Source organism: Caballeronia sp. LZ008, assembly GCF_031451435.1.
In the GTDB taxonomy this organism is placed as follows: Bacteria; Pseudomonadota; Gammaproteobacteria; order Burkholderiales; family Burkholderiaceae; genus Caballeronia; species Caballeronia zhejiangensis.
This window is the reverse complement of sequence record NZ_JARUXK010000045.1, coordinates 87310-108841: the sequence shown is the minus strand read 5'-3', so window position 1 is coordinate 108841 and position 21532 is coordinate 87310. Positions and strand designations below refer to the sequence as shown.

Sequence of the window (21532 nt, the reverse complement as noted above, 5' to 3'; positions counted from 1 at the left end):
TGCGGCCCGCGGCCGCCGGGACTTATGCATATGACAACCTCTTCCACACGTCGATGGTCGGCGTTCGCGGTGTTGCTGGTGGGCGCATTTCTGCCGCCGCTGGACTTCTTCATCGTGAACGTCGCCCTGCCGTCCATCCAAAGCACGCTCCACACGAGCGCTGCGGAGCTGCAACTCGTCATTTCCGGATATGCCGCGGCCTACGCGGTTTTCCTTATCACAGGCGGACGGCTAGGCGATCTATTCGGACGACGAAGTATATTTCTGATCGGCGTCACGGGCTTCGGACTGACATCGGTGATCTGCGGGCTCGCATCGTCGCCCGCCATACTGATCCTCGGGCGAGTGCTGCAGGGTCTGAGCGCCGCCGCCATGGCGCCGCAAGGACTGGCCTCCATTCACGCCCTGTTTCCAGAGAGAGAGCGTGCGCGCGCCTTGGGCCTATACGGCGCGGCGGTGGGTCTGGCCGCCGTAGCCGCGCAGGCGCTCGGGGGCGCGTTGATCTCTGCGGACGTCTTTCACCTTGAGTGGCGCGTCGTCTTTCTCATCAACTTGCCCGTCGTCGCCGCTGTTCTGATCTTCGGGCTGCCGTTGCTACCCGACGTCCGCGGTGACAGCCCGGCACCTGTAGACCGAATCGGCGTGCTGCTCTGCGCACTCACGCTGGGCTTGCTCATCGTGCCTCTGGTCGAAGGGCGGGAACTGGATTGGCCGTGGTGGGCCTGCGCAATGCTGATCGCGTGCCCCTTCGCCGGGGTGGGCTTCTGCCGATATGAGATGGCCTACGCCCGCCGAGGCGGCGTGCCTCTAATCAGCGTGGAGTTGATCCGCAGGCCCGGCCTGATGAGCGGGCTTACGGGCGTCCTTTTCTTCTACGTCGTCTCTGCATTCTTCCTGACGTTCTCCGTCTACCTCCAGGCGGCGCTTGGGATGAGCCCATTCGAGACAGGGCTGGTCTTCCTGCCGTTCGGGGTCGGCGCCTTTATCGGGCCGCTGACGACCCCGCTGGCCATTTGCCTCTTCGGCGACCGCGTCCCCGCCATCGGCATGATGCTGGAGGCCGCCGGCTGCATACTCCTCGCCGCCCTCGTGGCCGGCGCGCCCGGACAGATGCCGGCTCAGTTTCCGCTGATAGGAGCAGTAGCGCTCTTGGGATTCGGTCAGGGCTGGGCGCTGCCGACGCTGGTGCGCTCGGTTATCAATCGCGCACCGGCGACCGGTTCCGGGATGATCGCGGGCATCACGAATTCGGCGTTGCAAATCAGCGCAGCACTGGGTGTCGCGGTCATCGGCGGTGTTTTCTTCAGTGTCGCGGGGACTTCGCCGGATCCGGTGACCTTGGCCAGGGCACTGGTCATCGCCATGATGTGCGTCGGCGGCAGTCTGACCGTTTCGGCCGTCCTGTCTATCGTCGCTTCGAGATCGAGCATTCATGCCGCTGCGAGGGCGGCGCCTCGTTGAGTCCGGCGCGCCATCACTCACGGCATTGCAGGGCCGTGGACATGTCGATGGCGACCCCGTGCCATTTCGGCCAGCACCATCGTCGGTTCGAGCGCCAATGCGCCAGGACCGGCGCTCGGGCACCTTCAAGCGGGACCTGTCCGCCGAGCCGGAAGACGACGCCTCCCCCGCGCTGGATACACATCCGCGAGGGCACGCTCCGCAGTCTCTGTCGCGCTGAGCGCGAAGTCGGTCGGGCGCGATATCGTGTCTTATCCGCGGTTTGCATCGGTCGTCGAAGGCGCGTCTGTCGGCCCCTCAGAACGCCGGAATGATCGCGCCTCGATAGCGCGACAGGATGAACTGCCTGACTTCGGGAGACTGATAGGCGGCGACGATCTGCTGCACCCACGGCTTGTTCGCATCCTGCTCGCGTACGGCGATTAGACACGCGTAGACCCCGGAGCCGTCCTCGCGCAGGATCGTGTCCTTCGCCGGGTTGAGTCCGGCCTTGATCGCATAGTCCGCATTGACCGTCGTGGCGTCGAAATCGTCGAGCGTGCGCGGAAGCTGCGCCGCATCCACTTCCTTGAATCGGAAGTGCCTGGGATTGTCGATGATGTCGAGGGGCGTCGCGTTGACGCCCGTGACAGGATCGATGCCCTGTCGCAGCCGAATGCTGCCCGCCTTCTGCAACAGCAGGAGAATCCGGCTCTCGTTGGCGGGATCGTTCGGAATGCCGATGGTCGCGCCGTCCGGCAGGTCCGAGTACTTCCGGTAACGCTTCGAATAGAGTCCGATCGGCCCGATCCACGTGCGGCCGATGCCGACCAGCTTGTAGCCGCGCGCGCGAATCTGCGAGGAGAGGAAAGGCCGGTGCTGGTAGCTGTTGGCATCGAGATCGCCTGCGTCGAGGGCCGCGTCGGGCTGAATATAGTCGTTGAACGACACGATCTTGATGCGCAGACCGTAGTCGCGCTCCGCGACCTTTTTCACCGCCTCGAAGATTTCCTCATGAGGTCCGCTCGTCACGCCGATCTTGAGCAAGGGCGTTTCCGCCTGCGCGGTCGCGCTCACGACCACGGCAAAAAATGCGCATAGCAGCGCGCGCAGAAGGGAAAGGGAGAGTCGTTGCACGAGAACTGTGTCCTTGTCGTGAGGATGGCGAACCCGGTCATTCTATGGACCCGATCCCGTTCCGATAACCAATCCGTTGGCATAACCTTATGCCGGCCTGCCTTCGGTTTCGGCGCGGGTCACGGCAGGATGTAAAGGTCCGCGAAATTGCCTCTCAGACCTTCGCCTGTGGATGCATGGTTCTTCACTTTGGTCGATGCGATCGTGATGTTCGGATTGGCGCCGAACTCGATCGACGGAATATCGTCATGCACGATCTGCTGGAACTGCCGGAACAGCTGATGGCGCCTGTTTTCGTCGGTTTCCACCGAGGCCGCTTCGAGCAGTCGGTCCACTTCCGGATTCGAATAGTGCGCGGCCTGAAGATCGCGCGCAGTTTGCTGGAATGGCCGCGCGCCATGGCGAAAGCGCATGGCGCGGCGCGTCGTCTCACGAATAGAACGACGGCTTCGGAATTCGTCCGTTGAGCGCCCAGTCGCCCAGCTCGCGCACCTTGTAATCGAGCGGATCGTGCAGCGTATGCACGCGCACATTGCGCCAGAAGCGGTCGAGCCGCAACGCCGCCGTCGTCGAGCGCGCGCCCGTCACTTCGAACATGCGATGCGCGACGTCGAGCCCCGCGCGCGCCGCCGCCACCTTCGCCGTGGCGACTGCGACGGCCACTTCGCCGCGCTCGCTTTCGGTGAGGGAAAGGCCGCGCGCCCACGCGCGATCGAAGGCCTGCATCGAACGTTCGACTAGCAGACACGCCCCTTCGAGCGCGACAAAGAAGTCGCCGTAGTGCGCGATCACATACGGATCCTCGGCGGGACGCTCGGCCTGCGAGGCAATCCACGGCCGCGTCTGCGCGAGCGTCGCGTCGCGCGCCGCCTGCAATGCGCCTTCGCCGATGCCGAGATAGATATGGCACAGGATCGACTGCGCGAGCAGCGGCCGCAGCGTCGCGAACGGGCTGGAAAGCGGTCCGGGATTGAGCAGCAATTCGTCCGCCGCGATGGGCACGCGCTCGAAGATCACCGTGCCGCTGTCGGTCTGGCGCTGCCCCATGTTGTCCCAGTCGTCGAGCACGGTGATGCCCGCGCGATTCGTCGGTGTGATGCCGATCAGCAGCCGCCCGTCGCCATCGAACGCGGACGCGAGCAGCTGGTCCGAATCGCGGGCGCCGGAACAAAAGCTCTTGCGGCCATCGAAGACATAGCCGCCGGCGTCGCCTGGCAGCGCGCGCGTGCTCTTGTCGAGCGGATTGAGCGCGTTGCCCCAGAACCAGCCCTTCGCGGCAGTCTCACGCGACCAATGGCGAATCTGCGCATCGCTGCCGAAGAGGCGGATCGTCGCGAGTTGCAGATGATGGAACGCGAACAGATGCGCGAGCGAGCTGTCGACTCGTGCCATCCGTCTGACGACATCGAGCGTCGTCGACCACGGAGCGCCGTCGCCGCCGTACTCCACCGGCAACGACAGTCGCAGCAGGCCGCTCTCGCGCAACAGGCGGCGCTCATGAAAGGCGGTGCCGCCGGCCTTGTCGCGTGCCGCGGCGGTTTTCGCCCATTCGCGCAGCACCGCTTCCAAAGGCTCGGCCCACGGGGCGTCTTGAGTGCGGCTCATTGCAGTGTCTCCTGTCGATGAAGGGTGCGCCGTGTTCGATGCCCGGCTTTGGCGTCAAACCGGAAAACCATAGATAAATACATTGGTTTGGCTTGGATGGGCCGATTTGTAAGCTTGTCGCGCACCATCGACGATAACCGCTTCGCTGCCTCGCGCGCGCGAAGCAAGAGGAGAACCCAATGAAGAAGTTCCATCCGTTGCGGGCCGGCGTGCTGGCCATCGCATTGAGCGCAATGATCGCATCGCTCGCGCAGGCCGCCGATCCGAACAAGCCCGAGATTCGCTTCGGCGCGACGGCCGGTCCGTACTCGGACCAGATTCGCTACGGTATCAAGCCACAGTTGGAGAAGGAAGGTTACAAGGTGACGATCGTCGAGTTCAGCGACTACGTGCAGCCGAACCTCGCGCTCGCCGACGGCGCGCTCGACGCCAACGCATTCCAGCACGCGGTGTATCTCAAGAAGTTCTCGGCGGACCACAAGCTCGCGCTCTCGGAGCTCGTGAAGGTGCCCACCGCGCCGATCGGACTCTACAGCCACAAGCACAAGCGCCTCGACGAGCTGAAGGACGGCGCGACCGTGTCGCTGCCGAACGACGTCACCAACCAGGCGCGCGCGATCATTCTGTTGCAGCAACTCGGCTGGGTGACGCTCAAGCCCGGCGTCGATCCGGTGAAATCGTCGGAGCGGGATATCGCGTCGAATCCGCACAGGATCAAGCTCGTGCCGCTCGAAGCCGCGCAACTGCCGCGCTCGCTCGATGACGTCGACTATGCGTTCGTGAACGGCAACTTCGCGCTCGCGGCCGGCCTTAAGCTCAATGACGCGCTCCTGCTCGAAAAGATTCCGCCGTACTACCTGAATCTCGTTGCGGTACGCACGGCCGATCTGAACAAGCCGTATGTGACGGACATCGCGAACGCGTACCGGTCGGCGGATTTCGCGCGCGTGATCGAGCAGCGCTTCGCGGGATTCTCCAAGCCGGCGCAGTAAGCGGGAACGCTGCGGCGCAACGCTCAAGGCCGCAGCCCTTCGACGGCTTCGAGCCGCGACGCCGCATCGTCGCGGCGGCTTCTCGACAGACGCGGATTGAACGCGGCGTGCAGCGCATCGCTCAGCAGATTGAGCGCGAGCACCGTCAGGGCGATCGCCGAGCCGGGCACCGCGATCATGTACCACGCGGTGCGCAGCGCTTCGCGCCCGGTGCCGACCATCGAGCCCCAGCTCACCACGTTCGGATCGCCGAGCCCGAGAAACGACAGCGCCGCCTCCGACAAAATCGCGTTCGCGACGAGCAGCGCGGTCGAAACGAGAATCGGCGTGAGCGCGTTGGGCAGGATCTCGATGAAGATCAGATGCGCATCGCTTGCGCCGAGCGCGATGCTCGCGCGGACGAACTCGCGCTCGCGCAGCACGATGAATTCGCCACGCGTGAGCCGCGCGATGCCCGGCCACGCGGTCACGCCGAGCGCGAACACGATCGTCGAAAGCGACGGCGTGAGAATCGCCACGAGGATGATCGCGAGCAGAAACGGCGGCACGGTCTGGAAGAACTCGGTGATCGCCATGAGCACGCGGTCGATCGCGCCGCCGAAGTAACCCGCGACGCCGCCGATCAGCACGCCCAGCACGAGCGCGATGACGGCGACCGTCCCGCCGACGGACAGCGAGACGCGCGCGCCGTGAAAGAGACCGGCGAGCAGGTCGCGGCCCATTAGGTCGGTGCCGAGCGGAAACGCGCGATCGGCGCCGGGCCATTGATAGGGCGCGGCGACCATGTCGAGCGGATCGCCGGGAAAGAGCCAGTTGGCCGAGAGCGCCGCGACAAGCGCGAGCGCGAGCAGGAGCGCGCCGACGAACGCGGAAGGCTGGCGCAGGAAAGTGAGCGGCTTCATCGGTTCGACCTCGTGCGTGGATCGACGAGTCCGTAGAGCAGATCGACCATCAGATTGAGCAGGACGACGAGACACGCCGAGAGCAGCAGCACGCCGACCAGCAGGTTGACGTCGCGGCTTTTGATGGCCTCGAACGACAGTTGCCCGAGCCCCGGCCAGCCGAACACCGTCTCGACGATCACCGAGCCGCCGATCAGCGCGCTGCCCTGCAGGCCGAGCATCGTGAGCACGGGCAGCACCGCATGGCGCAGCGCATGATGCGTCGTCACGTACCACGGCCGGCCGCCCTTCGCGCGCGCGGTGCGGATGAAATCCTCCTGCAGCGTCTCGATCATCGAAGCCCGCGCGAGCCGCGCGAAAATGGCCACGTAATACAGCACGAGCGTCGCGGCGGGCAGCACGAGATGGCGCAGATGATCGAGCAGGCGCGAAACGCCGCGATGCGCAACGTTGGTATCGGCGACACCGCCGATCGGCAGCCAGTCGAGATGCACGCCGAAGACGACGATCAGGAGCAGCGCGGTCCAGAACATCGGCGCGGAATAGCCGATGGTCGCGAGCGTGGAGACGAGCGTATCGACGACGCCGTGCGGGCGGCGCGCGGCGAGCACGCCGAGCATGAGCCCGAGACTGACGGAGACGACGAGCGCCGTGCCGATCAGCGCGAGCGTGGCGGGCAGGCGCGCGAAGATCAGCGACGCGACCGGTTCGCCGAAGCGAAACGAAAAGCCGAGATCGAGCCGCAGCGCATGTTCGATGTAATGCAGCAGTTGCCACCCGACGCCGTGATTCAAGCCATATGCTTCGCGTAACTGCGCGACGTATTGCGGCGACACGTTGCCGCTCTCGCTCGCGATGACATCGACGAGATCGCCGGGCATCAGCTTGAGCAGCACGAAGTTGAGCACGGTGGTGCCGAGCAGCACGAGCACGAGCTGAATCAGCCTGTGCCCGATCCTGCGTCCCGCGAGCGCCGATGTAAGCCGCATGACGGTCACGCCTTGTCGAACCAGACGCGCGCGAAATTGGCGCGCGAATGGCTGGCGGTGTCGGTGACGTTGCGCAAGTCCTTCGCCCACACGCCGAACCAGCGGAACTCGAACAGATTGATGAGCGACAGGTCGCGCTGCGCGATCTTCTGCAACTCGACGTACAGGTCGCGCCGTTTGGCCGGATCGGTTTCCGTCTGCGCCGCTTCGATCACGCGGTCCATCTCGGTGCTCGCATAGCCGGACGCGTTGAACCACGGCGTGCCGTTGGAGGCCGCCTTCGACCAGTAATGCTGCTCGATGCCGATCTGCGGATCGAGGCCGTCCGTGCCCCAACTGCTGATGAGCTGGAAGTTGTAATCGGTGAAGACGTTCTTGATCCACGTCGGCAAGTCTTGTCCGCGCAGATTCACGTCGATGCCCACGCGCCGCAGCGCCTGACGCACGAACTCGCCGGTGCGCCGATAGTCGTCGCCGTAGGGAATGAAATCGTGATCGAGCTTGAAGCGCCAGCCGTCCGCCTTCTTCGGGAATCCGGCCTTGTCGAGCAAGGCCTCGGCGCGCTTCGGATCGTACGGATACTGCTGCGTATCCGCCGTATAGAAAGACTTCACCAGCGACGACTCCGGCCCCGTCGCGGGCACCGCGTAGCCGCCCCACACGGTCTTGACGAGCACGTCGCGGTTGATCGCGTGCGCGATCGCCTGACGCACTTCGAGCTTGCCGAGAATCGGATCGCGCAGATTCGGTTCCAGCCAGAGCCACGCCGCGTAGCCGTTATAGCCTTCACGCGAAACGACGAGATGGGGCAGCTTCGCGAGCCGGTCGGCATCTGCGAAAGTCACCGGATTGCGTTCGCCATATTGCGCCGCGCCGGTTTCCAGCGCGGTCGCGCGGCCGGAAACGTCGGGCGTGATTTTCCATGTGATGCGGTCGAGATACGGCTGACCCGGCGCCCAATACTTGTCGAAGCGGTCGAGCACGATGCGGTCGCCGCGCGCCCATTCCGTGAACTTGAACGGACCCGTGCCGACCGGCTTGTTGTTGTACGGATTGTTGCGGATGTCCGTATTTTCATAGAGATGCTTCGGCAGGATCGGCGTGCCGAGCGAATCGAGAATGCCGAAGGTCGCGGGCGTCGATTTCGACAGATGCAGCACGACCGTATGCGCATCCGGCGTATCGATCTTCGTCAGGTATTGCAGCACGCGCCGCGACGCCGGGCTGATCTTCAACCACACTTCCTCGGCTGAGAATTTGACGTCGGCGGACGTGAAGGGCTGGCCGTCGTGCCACAGCGCATGGCGGCGCAGCCTGAAGGTCCATGCGAGGCCGTCGGGCGAGACGGTCCAGCTCTCCGCGAGCTGCGGGCGCGGCTTGAGGTCCGGGCCGTATTCGACGAGGCCGTCGAAGATCTTGCTTGCGACCGCGCCGATCATCGTCGCGGAGTTGACGAAGAAGGCGAGCGTCGGCGGTTCCGGATGGATGACCGCCGTGAGCGTGCCGCCGCGCTTCGCGCCGTTCAGCGTGATCGGCGTCGTTTCGGTCGTGGCCCAGGCGTTGCCCGTGAACACGAACGGCGTCGCCGCGCCCGCGACGAGCGCGCCCGCGCCCTTGAGCAGCCTGCGCCGCTTCAGATCGGCCACGGCGGCGCCCAGCGGATCATCGCGGAACAGAAGCGTCGAGGTCGAGGTCGAGGTCGGCTGCGGCTTGCGCTTGAAAGTCACGATCAATTTTCCTTGTATCGAATAAGAATGGCGCATGCGATGACGGCACCGCGTCGATCAGCGCGCGCGTGTAGGTGTGTTGCGGCGAAGTCCAGATCGAAGCGTGATCGCCGCTCTCGACGATGCGTCCCGCCTGCATCACGAGCACGCGGTCGGCGATATAGCGGACTACCGACAGGTCATGCGAAATGAAGAGCAGCGCGAGGCCCAGCTCGTGCTTGAGGTCGGCGAGCAGGTCGAGAATCTGCGCCTGAATGGAGACGTCGAGCGCGGACACGGGCTCGTCGCAGATGACGAGTTCCGGCCGCAGCACGAGCGCCCGCGCGATGCCGATGCGCTGCCGCTGCCCGCCCGAGAACTCGTGCGGATAGCGCCGCAGCGCCGATTCCGACAGACCGACGGCATCGACGATGCGGCGAATCCTGTCGTGCCGTTCGCGCCGGTTCGAGACGCCGTGAATGGCGAGCGCATGACCGAGCGTGCGTTCGACGGTATGACGCGGATTGAGCGAGCCGTACGGATCCTGAAAGATCATCTGCACGCGGCGGCGATAGGGCCGCAACGCACGCCGTCCACGATGCGTGACATCGTCGCCGTCGAAGACGATGCGCCCGCCCGTGGGCTCCACGAGCCGCGTCAGCGCGCGCGACAGCGATGACTTCCCGCATCCCGATTCGCCGACGAGGCCCACTGTCTCGCCCGCGCGAATCTCGAAGCTGACGCCGTCCACGGCGCGCACGCCGTCGTAGTCGACGCGCACGTCGCGGGCGTCCAGCAGCACGCGCGCGGGCGTTTCGGCGGGGGATCGCGGCTTGGCGCGCGGCGCGTCGGTGAGCCGCGCGTCGCGATAATGCAGTCCCGCGCCGAAATGCAGCGACGCGCCGAGCAGCGCGCGCGTGTACGGTTGCGCGCGCTGCGTGAACAGTTGCCGGCTCGATGCTTCCTCGACCTTCGCGCCGTCCTTCATCACGACCACGCGATCCGCCCAGCGCCCGACCACGCCGAGATCGTGCGTGATGAGCAGCACGGCCATCGACAGTTCGCGCCGCAGGCGGTCGATCAGCGCCAGAATCTGCGCCTGAATGGTGACGTCGAGCGCGGTGGTCGGCTCGTCGGCGATCAGGAGGCCGGGGCGGCACGCGACCGCGATGGCGATCATCACGCGTTGCCGCTGTCCGCCCGACAGTTGATGCGGATAGTGCGCGAAGCGCCGGCGCGGCTCGGGCAGATGCACGAGTTCGAGCAGCTCGAGCGCTTCCTTGCGCGCGGCCTGAGCGGACATCGGGCGATGCAGCGTGAGCGCTTCGGCGACCTGCTTGCCGACGGGCTGAAGCGGATTCAGCGAGGTCATCGGCTCCTGAAAGATCATGCTGATGCGATCGCCCCGCAGCGCGCTCCATTCACGCTCGCTTTGCGCGAAGAGCGGTTTCCCTTCGAAGCGGATCGCGCCTTGCACGCGCGCACGTTCCGGCAGCAGTCCCATCGTCGCGAGCGCGACGGTCGATTTCCCGCTGCCCGATTCGCCGACGAGCGCGACGATCTCGCCACGCGCGATCGTCAGATCGAACGGGCGAACCGCCGCATGGCCGCCGAAGGACACGCTCAACTGGTCGATCTCGAGCAGGGGCGTCGCGGCGCTCATGTCGCCTGCCTGTCGGCCGGCCCGGACGGATCGCGGAAGCCGGCGGCCGTGTGACGCGCGCCGAGCCGCGCGCCGCCGCCGAAGAGCTTCTCGCGCAGCGTGCCTTCTGCATACGCCGTCTTGTAGATGCCGCGCGACTGCAATTCCGGAATGACGAGATCGATGAAGTCCTCGTAGCTTTCCGGCGTCACGGTCCGCGTGAGATTGAAGCCGTCGATGCCGGCCTCGTCGACCCAGGATTGCAGCGCGTCGGCCACCTGAACCGGGTCGCCGACGATCGTCGTGTAGCGGCCGCCCAGTTGCATCTGGTCGAGCAGATGCCGCACGGTGACGCCGCGCTTGCCGTCGGTCACGCGCTGCACCGACGATTCGATGCCGCGTCCCTTGTGGCCGCCGGGCGGCGCGAGTTCGTCATCGGGCGCGTAGGTCGAATAGTCGATGCCGCTGCCCGCCGCGAAGTGCGCGAGACCCGCTTCAGGACTCGCATACCGCGCGTACTCGGCGAACTTCTCTTCGGCTTCGCGCTGCGTGCGGCCGACTACCACGGTGATGCCCATGATGATCTTCAGATCGCCCGCATCGCGTCCGGCTTCGACGGCTTGCGCGCGCAGCGCGTTCACGAGCTTGCGCGTGCCTTCCTTGCTCTGGCTCGACACGAACACGCATTCGGCATGACGCACGGCGAACGCCTGGCCGCGCCCCGACGATCCGGCCTGGAACAGCACCGGCGTGCGTTGCGGCGACGGCTCGCACAGGTGATAACCGTCGACGTCGTAATAACGGCCCCGATGCCGCACCTTGCGCACCTTCGCGGGATCGGCGAACACGCGCGCCTCGCGATCGCGCAGCACGGCATCGTCCTGCCAGCTTCCTTCCCACAGCTTGTAGAGCACGTCCAGATACTCGTCGGCGCGATCGTAGCGCTCGTCGTGCGCGATCATCTCGGTTGCGCCCATCGCGCGGGCGGCGCTGTCGAGATAGCCGGTCACGATGTTCCAGCCGATACGTCCCTCGGTCAGATGATCGAGCGTCGAGAAGCGCCGCGCGAGCAGATACGGCGCTTCATAGGTGAGATTGACGGTGATGCCGAAGCCCAAGTTCTGCGTCGCGGCGGCCATCGCGGAGACGAGCATCATCGGATCGTTGACGGGTAACTGCACCGACTCCTTCAGCGTGACATCGACCGATTGCTGATAAACGTCGTACACGCCGACGATATCCGCGATGAACAGCCCGTCGAAGAGGCCACGCTCAAGCAGCTTCGCGAGGTCGGTCCAATAGGAGAGTTTGCGATAGTCCGTCGAACGGTCGCGCGGATGGGTCCAGAGGCCATGATTGATATGGCCGACGCAGTTCATGTTGAACGCGTTCAGAATGATGTGCTTCTTGCTCATGAAAGGGCGGGGCGAACGAAGAAAAAGTCAGGCCACGCCGATGCGCCATTGGCCCGGCGGCAGCGTGCCGTTCACGGCGAAATCGCCGACGATCCGGTCCTTGTAGATGCGCGGATTGTGCGACGCGATGGTGCGCGCGTTGCGCCAGTAGCGGTCGAGCCCGGCGGTGCGCAGCGTCGCGGATGCGCCGAGCGCGTCGAACACGCTCGCGCTCGCGTCGAGAACGAGTTGCGACGCGACCGTCTGCGCCTGCCAGATCTCGATCTCCGTTTCCGCGATGACGGCGAGCGCATCCGGCCTGTCGAACGACGCCGCCGCGCGTTCGAGCGCGCGCGCCGCCTGCGCGACGATCGCGCCGGCCGTCCAGGCGTGCGCGCGGGCGCGGCCGACTACTTGCAGCAATTGCGGATCGTCCGCGGCGCGCGTGCTGACCGCGTGGCTGTAACTGCGCGTGCGTGCGGCGATGGCGGCGGCCGCATCGCTCGCGACGGCCCGGCCGATGCCCGCGAGCGTCGCCAGATGCACGAGCTGATAGAACGCTTCGGAGTACGGGAACGGCGCGCGGCCCGCGACGATTTCGCGTTCGTCGACCTTCACGTTGTCGAAGCGGCTCGTGCCGCTCGCGGTGAGGCGCTGGCCCATGCCGTCCCAGTCGTCGATCACTTCGACGCCGTCCGCACGACGATCGACCGTGACGGACACGGCCTCGTCGTCCGCATTGGTTGCGCCGACGTGGATCCAGTCGGCGAAGAGCGAGCCGGTCGTATAGAACTTCGTGCCGTTCAGATGCCAGCCGTTCGCGTCGCGGGTGAGGCGCGTCGCGAACTGGCTGCGCGGCGCTTCGCCCGTCTCGGACCACGCCGCCCCGACGATGACGCCCTTCGCGAGCCGCGCGAGCCATCGCTCGCGTCGTTCGACGGGACTGTCGAGCGCGTGCTCGATGAAGCCGAAGTGCGCGCGCAGCGCCTGCGTGATGTTTGAATCGGCTTCCGACAACTCGATCAGCAATTCGAACAATTCGACGAGGCGGATGCCCTGGCCGCCATAGTCGGCCGGCACGCGCAAGGACGTGAAGCCGGCGTCGCGCAGCCAGGCGATTTCGTCGGTGGGAAGACGGCGTTCGAGCTCGCGCGCGACGCTCTGTGCGCGGATGCGAGCGAACACGGGCCGAAAGTGCGCGGCGAGCGCGGCGTACCGTTCCGTGGGACCGGGACCCCACGCTGCGCCGACTTCGACGCCGGAAGGCAGGGGAGCATTGCGATCGAAAGGCATGGCGCTCCGATGTGATTCGTGAAAGCGTCGATTATCTGCAACCCGTGCGCCAACGCTAAACGATGAATCATCAGAAGCTAAGCGCAATCGCCGCTATTCGCCGTTATCTGGTGTCGACGGCCATCTTCGCGGCAGGCGCGTGGGCCAGGCGAGCAGCTATGACCTCGAGCCACCGCTGGTCGCGCTTGCGCTCGGGCTGATCGACCGTCTGACGATGCCGCGCGTTCCTCGCGTGCAATGCATTGAAGAAATGCTTCGTTGTTGAACCGTTCCGGCGAGCCTAGATTCGATCTGTCGAACCTAGCCAGCGGGGCGTGCAATCATGAGCGATGTCGTGATCGAGCAGCCGGTCGAAGTCGAGGCCGGGTTGAACTATCTCGTGCCTACGGGCGTGAAGCCCGCCTCCTACGCCTACGATCCGCCGCCCGGCGTGCCGCGCCGCACCGGCGAATATCGCACGCACGCGGTGAGGATTTCGAATGCGCGGCTGCGACCGCCGCCGGGCGGCCTGTCGCTGGACCGGAATGGTTTCGAGTTGCATCGCGAAGCGAGCGCGCTCAGCGATTTCTCCGACGATGCCGCGATTCGTTCGGTCTACTACCCGCAATCCGAGCGCCTGCTGAAGCAATGGACGGGGGCGAAGCGCGTCGTCATCTTCGATCACACACTGCGGGATGGCGCGGCGGCACGCGCGAACGGCGTGAAGGAGCCGGTGCATCTGATCCACAACGATCAGACCTTCGTTTCCGGGCCGCGCCGGGTGCGCGATCATCTTCCCGCCGATGAAGCCGCCCGCCTGCTGCAAGGGCGCTTTGCGATCGTCAATCTGTGGCGGCCGGTGGGCGAGGTCGTGGAATCGTCACCGCTCGCACTGTGCGATTCGCGCAGCATCGACGAACGCGATGCGGTCGCGCAGGACTTCATCTATCCGACGATGACGGGCGAAACCTACGCGTTCGTGCATAACCCGCTGCATCGCTGGTACTACTTCCCGCTGATGTCGCCCGACGAGGCGCTGCTCATCAAGATCTACGACTCGGCCGGCGACGGCGTTGCGCGTTTCACCGCGCACACGGCCTTCGACGATCCCGCATCGCCGCCCGATGCACGGCCACGCCGCAGCATCGAGTTGCGCAGCCTGCTGTTCTTCTGAGGTACTTCCGAGCAAGCCTGGTACGCGCTGCAAATACGAAAAGGTAACTCGGTATCGCAGAGGAAGGCATCGCACGCGGCCGCGAAAGCAACGAACGAATTCGGCTACGGCGCGCAATGGGCGAGCTGCGGGAAAGCATCGCGGGATTGCAGCGATATGCATAGTCGAAACGCTTCGTTGGCGACGCGTCTTGTCGATGCTTCAATGTTTCCGTCGCATTGAATGCGGCCTGCATCCGACAAACGCAAACCACAACGGAGATTTTCGATGTCCGAACTTTCCACGCTCGCCGCCGAATCCACGCTGTCTCCCGTCACGTCGAATGAACCGTTCCAGGTGCGCCCGATCGGCGGGCGCATCGGCGCCGAAGTGCGCGGCGTGACGCTTTCCGCCGATCTCGACGATAACGCCATCGCCGCGATCAACAATGCGCTGCTCGAACACAAGGTTCTGTTCTTCCGCGGCCAGTCGCATCTCGACGACGCCGCGCAGGAAGCCTTCGCCGCGCGTTTCGGCGAGACCGTCGCGCATCCGACCGTGCCGTCGCTTTCGAGTGGAAGCCGTCTGCTCGAACTCGATTCGAAGCATGGCACGCGCGCGAATTCATGGCATACGGACGTCACGTTCGTCGATGCTTATCCGAAGATTTCGATTCTGCGCGGCGTCGTGATCCCGCCCGCCGGCGGCGACACGGTATGGGCCAACACGGCCGCCGCATATGCGAACCTGCCGGAAGCGCTGCGCGATCTCGCCGACAAACTCTGGGCGCTGCATTCGAACGCCTACGACTATGCCGCCACGCGCAACGTGCCCGATACGGAATCCGAGCGCGAGTACCGCAAGCAATTCACCTCGACGCTCTATGAAACGGAGCATCCGGTCGTGCGCGTGCATCCGGAAACGGGCGAACGCACGCTCGTGCTGGGTCACTTCGTGCAGCGCTTCATCGGTCTTTCGCAGCGCGATTCGGACCGTCTCGCCGAAATCTTCCACGATCACGTCACGCGCCTCGAAAACACCGTGCGCTGGCGCTGGACGCAAGGCGATGTCGCGATCTGGGACAACCGCGCGACGCAGCATTACGCGGTGGCCGATTACGCCGATGCGCATCGCGTCGTGCGTCGCGCGACCGTGCACGGCGATGTGCCCGTAGGCATCGACGGGCGCAAGAGCCGCATCGTCAAGCAGGAAACGCGCACCGCCTGACGCGTGGCGCGATACCCCATGCACCGGCGATCGCATCGCCGGCGATCCACTCTTTCTCATTGCACGATGACACTACGATTCAAGCTCTTCGTCGGCGCGGCGACGCTGTTCGCTGCGCTCATCGGTCCCGCGCAGGCCGCCGATCCGGCCGTGGTGCGCATCGGCGTCGCGCAGCAGGGAACCGGCGATCCGCCCGTTTTCGGCGGCTCGCCCGCGGCGACCGCGCTTTTGCAGCATCGCGTCGAAGATGCGTTGCAGCCCGAGCACATCAAGGTCGAGTGGATCTTCTTCAAGGGCGCGGGGCCCGCCGTCAACGAGGCGCTCGCGAACAAGCAGCTCGACTTCGCGTATCAGGGCGATTTGCCTTCCGTGCTCGGCCGCGCGAACGGATTGAAGACGCATCTGCTGCTGGCGTCGAACGTCCGGACGGGTGTGTACCTCGCGGTGCCTCCTGATTCGGACATCAAGAGCGTCAAGGATCTGAAGGGCAAGCGCGTCGGCATCTTTCGCGGGACGAATCTGCAACTCGTCGCCGATAACGTGCTGAAGCAAAACGGCCTCAGCGAACGCGATCTGCGCGTCATCAATCTCGATACCGCTGCCTCGCAGGCCGCGCTGGCGTCGAAGGGCGTCGATGCGGTGTTCCTCGACTACTCGCTCTTCAAGCTGCAACGTCAGGGGCTCGCGAAGATCGTCTATGCATCGCGCGATGACGGCGTGCAGTTCACGCGCCAGGCGCATCTTCTCGTGCTCGAAGACTACGAGCGCGCGCATCCCGACACGGTGCAGAAGGTCGTGACCGCCGTGGTGCAGGCCGCGCAATGGTCGTCCGATGAAACCAATCGCAATGCACTCTTCGCGTTGTGGGCGAAGAGCGGCGTGCCGGTCGAATCGTGGTCGTCCGAGTTTGCGAATCAATCGATGAAGGACCGCATGTCGCCGCTCATCGATCCGTTTCTGGTCGCGCGTTATCAGGCCGTCGCCGACGATGCGTTGCGTCTGAATCTGATTCGTCAGCCCGTCAGCGTGAATGGATGGTTCGAGCCGAAGTATCTGGATCAGGCGCTGAAGTCGCTGAAGCTCGAAGCCTACTGGCCGCGTTTCGATGCAACGGGCAAGCCTTCCGGCGAACGTCTCGCGGAGAACAGATAAATGGCCAATGCACTGACGCGTGTGTTTCAGCCCGCGGATCGTGCGCGCGGAATGTCATCGACTGATGCGTGGCGCACGATCGGCTGGACTGCGTTGCCGTGGATCGTGCCCAGCGTCTGCGCGTTGCTGTGGGTGCTCGGCTCGCACTACGGCTGGATCTCCGCGCAAGTGTTGCCGGCGCCCGCGCTCGTCTTCGAAACGCTCGGCGCACTCGCGAAGAGCGGCGAGTTGTGGACGCATCTGCTGGCGAGCACGACGCGCGCCGCTGTCGGATTCGGCGGCGGCGTGCTGCTCGGCATCGCGCTCGGCGGATTGCTCGGCCTGTCGCGCACGCTGGAAGCCTACGTCCTGCCGAGCTTCAACGCGATCGTGCAAGTGCCGGTGCTCGGCTGGTTGCCGTTTCTCATGATCGTCGTCGGCATCGGCGAGCCGCTGAAGTATCTGCTGATCGGGCATGCGGCGCTCGTGCCCGTCACGCTCTCGACACTGCAAGGCTTTCGCGGCACGCCGCGTGCGTTGCAGGAAGTAGCGTCGGTGTATCGCTATACGCGCTGGCAAGTCATCACGCGCGTGACTTTGCCATCCGCGATTCCGGTCATCGGCACGGGCGTGCGGCTCGCGTTCACGAAAGCGTGGCTGACGCTCGTCGTCGTCGAGCTCGTCGCGTCGTCGGAAGGGCTGGGTTATCTGATCGTGTATGGACGTCAGCTTTTTCAGCTCGATCTCGTGCTGGCCGCGGTGCTGATCGTCGGCGCAATCGGCTATGCGGCAGATCGCCTGCTCGATGCATTCGAGCGCAAGCTGCAACGCGGCCGCGTCAATTGAGCATCAGCCATGTCGACTCTGGATTGGGAAGCGGGAACAGTCAAAGGATCGTGGCGCGGACTCGTGCTGCCGATAGCCGCGCTCGCCGTGTGGTGGTACGTGTCCCGCGATGCGCAAGTGGGGCGAGGCGTGATGGTTTCGCCTGCACACGTGTGGAGTACGGCGGTCGATCAGGTCCGCAGCGGGGCGCTCGCGCGCGCGTTGTCGGCATCGCTTGCGCGCGAGTTGACGGGCTTTGCGATCGGCACCAGTCTCGGCCTCGCGCTCGGCGCATTGCTCGGCATATCGAAGCTCGCGAATCGCGCGATCGCACCGAGCTTCAACACGTTCAAGCAAGTGTCGCTGTTCGCGTGGATTCCGTTGATCTCCGTGTGGTTCGGACTCGGCGATGTCGCGAAGGTCGTGTTCCTGTCGCTTGCCGCGCTCGTGCCCGTCGTGATGCATACGAGCGACGGCATCCGCGCCGTTCCCGCGAACTGGCTCGACGTGGCGCGCGCATATCGCTATGGCAGGCTGCAAACGGTGGCCTATGTCGTGGTGCCCGCAGCGTTGCCGTCCATCTTCACGGGCGTGTATCTGGCGCTCATCTATTCGTGGCTCGCGACGCTCGGCGCGGAGTATCTGCTCGTTGCGGGCAGCGGCATAGGCAATACGCTCGTCGATGGCAGCGAACAGTTTCGTATGGATCTCGTCGTGTTCGGCGTGATCGTGGTCGGTTTGACGGGGTGGGCGTTGAATGCTTTCGCACGCGGCGTGCAGCGGCGCTGGTTCGGCGCGTCGCGCGCGGCTTGAGGAGAATCCGGATATGACGACGCAAATAGAGCAAGACAGTGGCCTGACGCTTCGGCACGTGAGCAAGCGCTTCGCTGGCGATGCGGGGCCGCCGGTGCTCGATCGCATCGAGCTGTCGATTGCGAGCGGCGAGTTCGTGAGCATCGTCGGGGCGAGCGGTTGCGGAAAGTCGACGTTGCTGCGGCTGATCGCGGGCCTAGATGGAGATTACGACGGCGAGATCGATTTCGGCGGCGAGCGCGTCGTGACGACGGATCTGTCGCGCGGCATCGTGTTTCAGGATCATCGGCTTTTTCCGTGGCTCGATGTCGCGCAGAACGTCGCGGTCGCGTTGCGCAACGCGCCGTTATCGAAGGCCGAGAAGGCGCGCGCGGTGGCCGAGCATATCGAGCTCGTCGGATTGAAGGGCTACGAGCGGCTTTATCCGCATCAGTTATCGGGGGGCATGGCGCAGCGCGTTGCGATTGCGCGAGGACTGGTGAACCGGCCGCGTCTGCTGTTGCTCGATGAACCCTTCGGTGCGCTCGACGCACTTACGCGAAGCCGCTTGCAGCTCGAATTGCAGCGGATATGGGAGCATGAAAGGATCACGATGGTGCTCGTCACGCACGATGTGGAGGAAGCCGTGCTGCTGTCGGACCGGATCGTGGTGATGCAGGCGCGGCCGGGACGCATCGGGGAAGTGGTGGATGTATCGCTGCCGCGGCCGCGAAAGGTTGGAGATAGCAAGGTCGCCAGGTTGCGCGACGATATCGTGGACAGCTTCTTTACCGAAGCGGCCTAAAGCTGCGCTTCGATCGCCGCTTTATCGATAACGGACCACACGCGCTCGATCTTGCCATCGCGGAACTCATAGAAGACGTTCTCGCAAAACACGACGCGTCTTCCATCGATATGCAGGCCGAGGAAGTCAGCCTTCGGCGTGCATTCGAAGCGCAACCGGCAAGCGACGCGCGGCGGCTCCGCTATCAGCAGCTCGATATCGAAGCGGAGGTCCGGAATTTCGCGCACATCTTTCTTCAGGAGCTCGCGATAGTCATCGAGCGTGAGCGCGCGCGCGTTGTACTGCAGCGCATCGTGAACGAACGCGCCGAGATTCGGCCAGTCGCGCGCATTCAGGCAAGCGATGTATTGCCTGTAAATATCTGAAAGCATCGTGTGCGCTCCAAAAGGAATGGTGATGCGCTTATCGTAGCGTTGTGCGTTCGGCGGTGAACCGACGCGCGCAGCGCTCAATCCTCATCGACGACTCGCTAACCAACAAGCTTACTTCGAATGGCACGCGCAATGCTGAACGCAGGGATCACATTTCCCCGCCGGAGTTCTCCATGCCTTTTCGCGGCCAACCCGATCAGCTTTTGCCCAACGCCGCGCCCGCCGAACCGGAAGCGGGGCGCCGTTCGTTTCTGACACGCGGCGGCGCGGGCATTGCAGTCGCGCTCGCGGCCGGAACCGGCAGCGCATGGGCCGCCGGTCCTTCAGGTGCCGATGCCAATCAGGTCAAGCTGCCGCTGATTCAAGACCCGAACACGGAGCAGAAGGAAGAAACGCCCGACGCGAATCTGCCGCCCGACGCGCGCATCGGCTATGCGATCGTCGGGCTCGGACGTCTTTCGTTGAATCAGATTCTGCCCGCGCTCGCGCAATGCAAATACTCGAAGGTGGCGGCGCTGGTTTCCGGCGATCGCGAAAAGGCGCGGCGCGTCGCGCGTCAATACGGCATCGCCGATGCCGACATCCACGATTATCAGGACTTCGAGCGTCTTGCAGACAATCCGCGCGTGCACGTCGTGTATATCGTGTTGCCGAACGGCATGCACAAGGCGTTCACGCTGCGCGCGGCGAAGATCGGCAAGCATGTGCTCTGCGAGAAGCCGATGGCGAACAATGCCGCCGACTGCGAGGCGATGGTCTAAGCGATGAAGCGCGCCAATCGCAAGCTGATGATCGCGTATCGCAGCCAGTACGAGCCGATGGATCGCATGGTTGCGAAGATGGTCAAGGAGAAGAAGCTCGGCACATTGCGCGAGTTCATCGCGGGAAATTCGCAGAATGTGGGCGATCCATCGCAATGGCGCTTGAAGAAGGCGCTCGCGGGCGGCGGCGCAATGCCCGACATCGGCCTCTATTGCCTCAACGCGGCGCGCTTTCTGTCGAACGAAGAGCCGATGGAAGTCGTCGCGACGGTGCATCGCCCGCAAGGCGATCCGCGCTTTGCCGAGGTCGAGGAATCGGTGCACTTCATCCTGCGCTTTCCGAGCGGACTCACGGCGACGTGCATGTCGAGTTATGCAAGCCACGAATGCCGTTTCTTCAGGCTGCAAGGCGCACAAGGCTGGGTCGAGATGGATCCGGCGTTCGGCTATAACGGATTGCGCTTGCGTCACGGCATGCTCGTCGACGGCAAGAGCGCGACGACCGAAGTGCAGATCGATCCGCAGAACCAGTTCGCGCGCGAAATCGATCACATGTCGGTCTGCGTGAAGGACGATCTCGTGCCGCACACGCCGGGCGAGGAAGGCTTGCAGGATCAGCGGATCATCGACGCGATCTACGAATCGGCGCGCACCGGCCGCGCCGTGAAGCTCGCCCAGCCGGATGCGCCGACGCGCGGGCCGGAGCCGCAGGAAGAGACTTTCTGATCGGTTGCGAACGGGTGGCATGTGGCGCGTGCGGAAGAGATAGCGCACGAGCACGCTCGCCGCGTTGACGCCCGTCGCGAGGTGGACGCCTTGTGCGCGGTAAGGATTGGCCAGCACGACGTTGGCGAGAATCTTAACCGCGAAGCCTCAGAGATCATGCGATAGCGCGTTTCGGTCGCGAACTGATTCGCGAGTCCGCAGCGGAACAGTTTCGTCACAGCGACGGTGTCCTTCGGCGTGAACGCGCCCCTCTGAAACAACAGGTTGATCCCCCGCAGAAAAAGAAGCACTTTCGCCGTGGCCCGCCCCGCGCGTGCGCCAACTCTCGCACGATCGGCAAAGACGGGCGGTACATCAGCCGTCCCTCGCGGCATCAGCGATGCTAATAGACGAAGACGCCGTTATCAGATCGATTTGACGGAGCGCGCCGGGCATTCATTCAGGCTTGCTGCTTAACCGCCCATTCCCGCGCGTCCCATTGATACGGAACCGTAAGGACGGTGTCATCCGGGCTAGCACCGATATAAGCCCGAATTATCCGGCGCATCAATAAACAGTATTAGGCGTTATGGTGCGATCTCGCTACGCTTCATCCAATGCGCTCGCTTACCACAGTCGGCGCGCACAGATGGAGACGCTGATGAACACGCGCTGCCGCAGCG

At 64.6% G+C, this 21532-nt stretch carries 20 protein-coding genes; 10 read left to right on the top strand and 10 right to left on the bottom strand.

Features of this window, described 5'->3' with window-relative positions:
* The first annotated feature begins 24 nt into the window (after window positions 1–24).
* The gene (locus tag QCE49_RS34025; protein WP_409017635.1) at window positions 25–1461 is read left to right on the top strand and encodes an MFS transporter; all 1437 of its coding nucleotides are present in this window, start codon (window positions 25–27) and stop codon (window positions 1459–1461) included.
* Window positions 1462–1758: 297 nt separating this feature from the next.
* Here QCE49_RS34025 and QCE49_RS34020 read toward each other — a convergent pair whose 3' ends face one another.
* The 3 genes from QCE49_RS34020 to QCE49_RS34010 form a co-directional block, all read right to left on the bottom strand.
* Window positions 1759–2577 carry a MetQ/NlpA family ABC transporter substrate-binding protein gene (locus tag QCE49_RS34020; protein WP_175982444.1) on the bottom strand — a complete coding sequence of 273 codons (819 nt, stop codon included), beginning with the start codon at window positions 2575–2577 and terminating at the stop codon, window positions 1759–1761.
* A gap of 119 nt (window positions 2578–2696) precedes the next feature.
* On the bottom strand, window positions 2697–2990 hold the full coding sequence (locus QCE49_RS34015; RefSeq protein WP_309806873.1) for a hypothetical protein: 294 nt from the start codon (window positions 2988–2990) through the stop codon (window positions 2697–2699).
* A 16-nt stretch (window positions 2991–3006) separates the two neighbouring features.
* Window positions 3007–4182, bottom strand: coding sequence for an acyl-CoA dehydrogenase family protein (locus tag QCE49_RS34010; RefSeq protein ID WP_250457668.1), 1176 nt, complete (start codon window positions 4180–4182; stop codon window positions 3007–3009).
* A 179-nt stretch (window positions 4183–4361) separates the two neighbouring features.
* On the opposite strand from QCE49_RS34010, the gene QCE49_RS34005 reads away from it, so the two are divergent.
* Entirely contained in the window at window positions 4362–5174 is an 813-nt protein-coding gene (locus QCE49_RS34005) for a MetQ/NlpA family ABC transporter substrate-binding protein (protein ID WP_250457666.1), read from the top strand.
* 23 nt (window positions 5175–5197) lie between these two features.
* Here QCE49_RS34005 and QCE49_RS34000 read toward each other — a convergent pair whose 3' ends face one another.
* The 6 genes from QCE49_RS34000 to QCE49_RS33975 are packed head-to-tail and all read right to left on the bottom strand — an operon-like array spanning window position 5198 to window position 13100.
* Complete coding sequence (locus QCE49_RS34000; RefSeq protein ID WP_008345413.1) at window positions 5198–6076, bottom strand: ABC transporter permease; 879 nt, start codon at window positions 6074–6076, stop codon at window positions 5198–5200.
* A complete protein-coding gene (locus tag QCE49_RS33995; RefSeq protein WP_008345414.1) occupies window positions 6073–7065 on the bottom strand; it encodes an ABC transporter permease in 993 nt (330 codons plus the stop codon). Before QCE49_RS33995 ends, QCE49_RS34000 begins: the two co-directional genes overlap by 4 nt.
* Window positions 7066–7070: 5 nt before the next feature.
* Complete coding sequence (locus QCE49_RS33990) at window positions 7071–8792, bottom strand: ABC transporter substrate-binding protein (protein WP_175982449.1); 1722 nt, start codon at window positions 8790–8792, stop codon at window positions 7071–7073.
* Window positions 8728–10434 carry an ABC transporter ATP-binding protein gene (locus QCE49_RS33985; RefSeq protein WP_250457664.1) on the bottom strand — a complete coding sequence of 569 codons (1707 nt, stop codon included), beginning with the start codon at window positions 10432–10434 and terminating at the stop codon, window positions 8728–8730. The genes QCE49_RS33990 and QCE49_RS33985 overlap by 65 nt, the downstream gene beginning before the upstream one ends.
* A complete protein-coding gene (locus QCE49_RS33980; RefSeq protein WP_008345420.1) occupies window positions 10431–11828 on the bottom strand; it encodes an LLM class flavin-dependent oxidoreductase in 1398 nt (465 codons plus the stop codon). The genes QCE49_RS33985 and QCE49_RS33980 overlap by 4 nt, the downstream gene beginning before the upstream one ends.
* Before the next feature lie 27 nt (window positions 11829–11855).
* Window positions 11856–13100, bottom strand: a complete 1245-nt coding sequence (locus tag QCE49_RS33975; protein ID WP_250457662.1) for an acyl-CoA dehydrogenase family protein — start codon at window positions 13098–13100, stop codon at window positions 11856–11858.
* Between the two features lie 322 nt (window positions 13101–13422).
* Here QCE49_RS33975 and QCE49_RS33970 point away from each other — a divergent pair, with 322 nt between their 5' ends.
* From QCE49_RS33970 to QCE49_RS33945, 6 genes are all read left to right on the top strand, one after another.
* A complete protein-coding gene (locus tag QCE49_RS33970) occupies window positions 13423–14253 on the top strand; it encodes a CmcJ/NvfI family oxidoreductase (RefSeq protein WP_008345423.1) in 831 nt (276 codons plus the stop codon).
* 267 nt (window positions 14254–14520) lie between these two features.
* Window positions 14521–15459 (top strand): TauD/TfdA family dioxygenase, encoded by a 939-nt coding sequence (locus QCE49_RS33965; RefSeq protein WP_008345425.1) that lies wholly within the window; start codon window positions 14521–14523, stop codon window positions 15457–15459.
* Between the two features lie 66 nt (window positions 15460–15525).
* The gene (locus tag QCE49_RS33960) at window positions 15526–16611 is read left to right on the top strand and encodes an ABC transporter substrate-binding protein (RefSeq protein WP_008345426.1); all 1086 of its coding nucleotides are present in this window, start codon (window positions 15526–15528) and stop codon (window positions 16609–16611) included.
* A 51-nt stretch (window positions 16612–16662) separates the two neighbouring features.
* A complete protein-coding gene (locus QCE49_RS33955; protein WP_239295339.1) occupies window positions 16663–17436 on the top strand; it encodes an ABC transporter permease in 774 nt (257 codons plus the stop codon).
* Between the two features lie 9 nt (window positions 17437–17445).
* Window positions 17446–18228, top strand: coding sequence for an ABC transporter permease (locus QCE49_RS33950; protein WP_008345434.1), 783 nt, complete (start codon window positions 17446–17448; stop codon window positions 18226–18228).
* Window positions 18229–18241: 13 nt separating this feature from the next.
* Window positions 18242–19012, top strand: coding sequence for an ABC transporter ATP-binding protein (locus tag QCE49_RS33945; protein WP_033535709.1), 771 nt, complete (start codon window positions 18242–18244; stop codon window positions 19010–19012).
* Here the strand turns inward: QCE49_RS33945 and QCE49_RS33940 are convergent.
* Window positions 19009–19383 (bottom strand): ester cyclase, encoded by a 375-nt coding sequence (locus QCE49_RS33940; protein ID WP_008345436.1) that lies wholly within the window; start codon window positions 19381–19383, stop codon window positions 19009–19011. The two genes, QCE49_RS33945 and QCE49_RS33940, sit on opposite strands and share 4 nt — an antisense overlap.
* Window positions 19384–19556: 173 nt before the next feature.
* On the opposite strand from QCE49_RS33940, the gene QCE49_RS33935 reads away from it, so the two are divergent.
* Complete coding sequence (locus tag QCE49_RS33935) at window positions 19557–20144, top strand: Gfo/Idh/MocA family oxidoreductase (protein WP_309806872.1); 588 nt, start codon at window positions 19557–19559, stop codon at window positions 20142–20144.
* Window positions 20145–20147: 3 nt separating this feature from the next.
* Window positions 20148–20870 carry a Gfo/Idh/MocA family oxidoreductase gene (locus tag QCE49_RS33930; RefSeq protein ID WP_309806871.1) on the top strand — a complete coding sequence of 241 codons (723 nt, stop codon included), beginning with the start codon at window positions 20148–20150 and terminating at the stop codon, window positions 20868–20870.
* Window positions 20871–21532: the final 662 nt, after the last annotated feature.

Coding starts and splice junctions, on each gene's coding strand:
- QCE49_RS33980 (WP_008345420.1), bottom strand. CDS start 11,828: ATGAGCAAGAAGCACATCATTCTGAACGCGTTCAACATGAACTGCGTC.
- QCE49_RS34005 (WP_250457666.1), top strand. CDS start 4,362: ATGAAGAAGTTCCATCCGTTGCGGGCCGGCGTGCTGGCCATCGCATTG.
- QCE49_RS33930 (WP_309806871.1), top strand. CDS start 20,148: ATGAAGCGCGCCAATCGCAAGCTGATGATCGCGTATCGCAGCCAGTAC.
- QCE49_RS33965 (WP_008345425.1), top strand. CDS start 14,521: ATGTCCGAACTTTCCACGCTCGCCGCCGAATCCACGCTGTCTCCCGTC.
- QCE49_RS33970 (WP_008345423.1), top strand. CDS start 13,423: ATGAGCGATGTCGTGATCGAGCAGCCGGTCGAAGTCGAGGCCGGGTTG.
- QCE49_RS33935 (WP_309806872.1), top strand. CDS start 19,557: ATGCCTTTTCGCGGCCAACCCGATCAGCTTTTGCCCAACGCCGCGCCC.
- QCE49_RS33960 (WP_008345426.1), top strand. CDS start 15,526: ATGACACTACGATTCAAGCTCTTCGTCGGCGCGGCGACGCTGTTCGCT.
- QCE49_RS33955 (WP_239295339.1), top strand. CDS start 16,663: ATGTCATCGACTGATGCGTGGCGCACGATCGGCTGGACTGCGTTGCCG.
- QCE49_RS33985 (WP_250457664.1), bottom strand. CDS start 10,434: ATGAGCGCCGCGACGCCCCTGCTCGAGATCGACCAGTTGAGCGTGTCC.
- QCE49_RS34010 (WP_250457668.1), bottom strand. CDS start 4,182: ATGAGCCGCACTCAAGACGCCCCGTGGGCCGAGCCTTTGGAAGCGGTG.
- QCE49_RS33945 (WP_033535709.1), top strand. CDS start 18,242: ATGACGACGCAAATAGAGCAAGACAGTGGCCTGACGCTTCGGCACGTG.
- QCE49_RS33995 (WP_008345414.1), bottom strand. CDS start 7,065: ATGCGGCTTACATCGGCGCTCGCGGGACGCAGGATCGGGCACAGGCTG.
- QCE49_RS33950 (WP_008345434.1), top strand. CDS start 17,446: ATGTCGACTCTGGATTGGGAAGCGGGAACAGTCAAAGGATCGTGGCGC.
- QCE49_RS34025 (WP_409017635.1), top strand. CDS start 25: ATGCATATGACAACCTCTTCCACACGTCGATGGTCGGCGTTCGCGGTG.
- QCE49_RS34015 (WP_309806873.1), bottom strand. CDS start 2,990: ATGCGCTTTCGCCATGGCGCGCGGCCATTCCAGCAAACTGCGCGCGAT.
- QCE49_RS34000 (WP_008345413.1), bottom strand. CDS start 6,076: ATGAAGCCGCTCACTTTCCTGCGCCAGCCTTCCGCGTTCGTCGGCGCG.
- QCE49_RS33975 (WP_250457662.1), bottom strand. CDS start 13,100: ATGCCTTTCGATCGCAATGCTCCCCTGCCTTCCGGCGTCGAAGTCGGC.
- QCE49_RS33940 (WP_008345436.1), bottom strand. CDS start 19,383: ATGCTTTCAGATATTTACAGGCAATACATCGCTTGCCTGAATGCGCGC.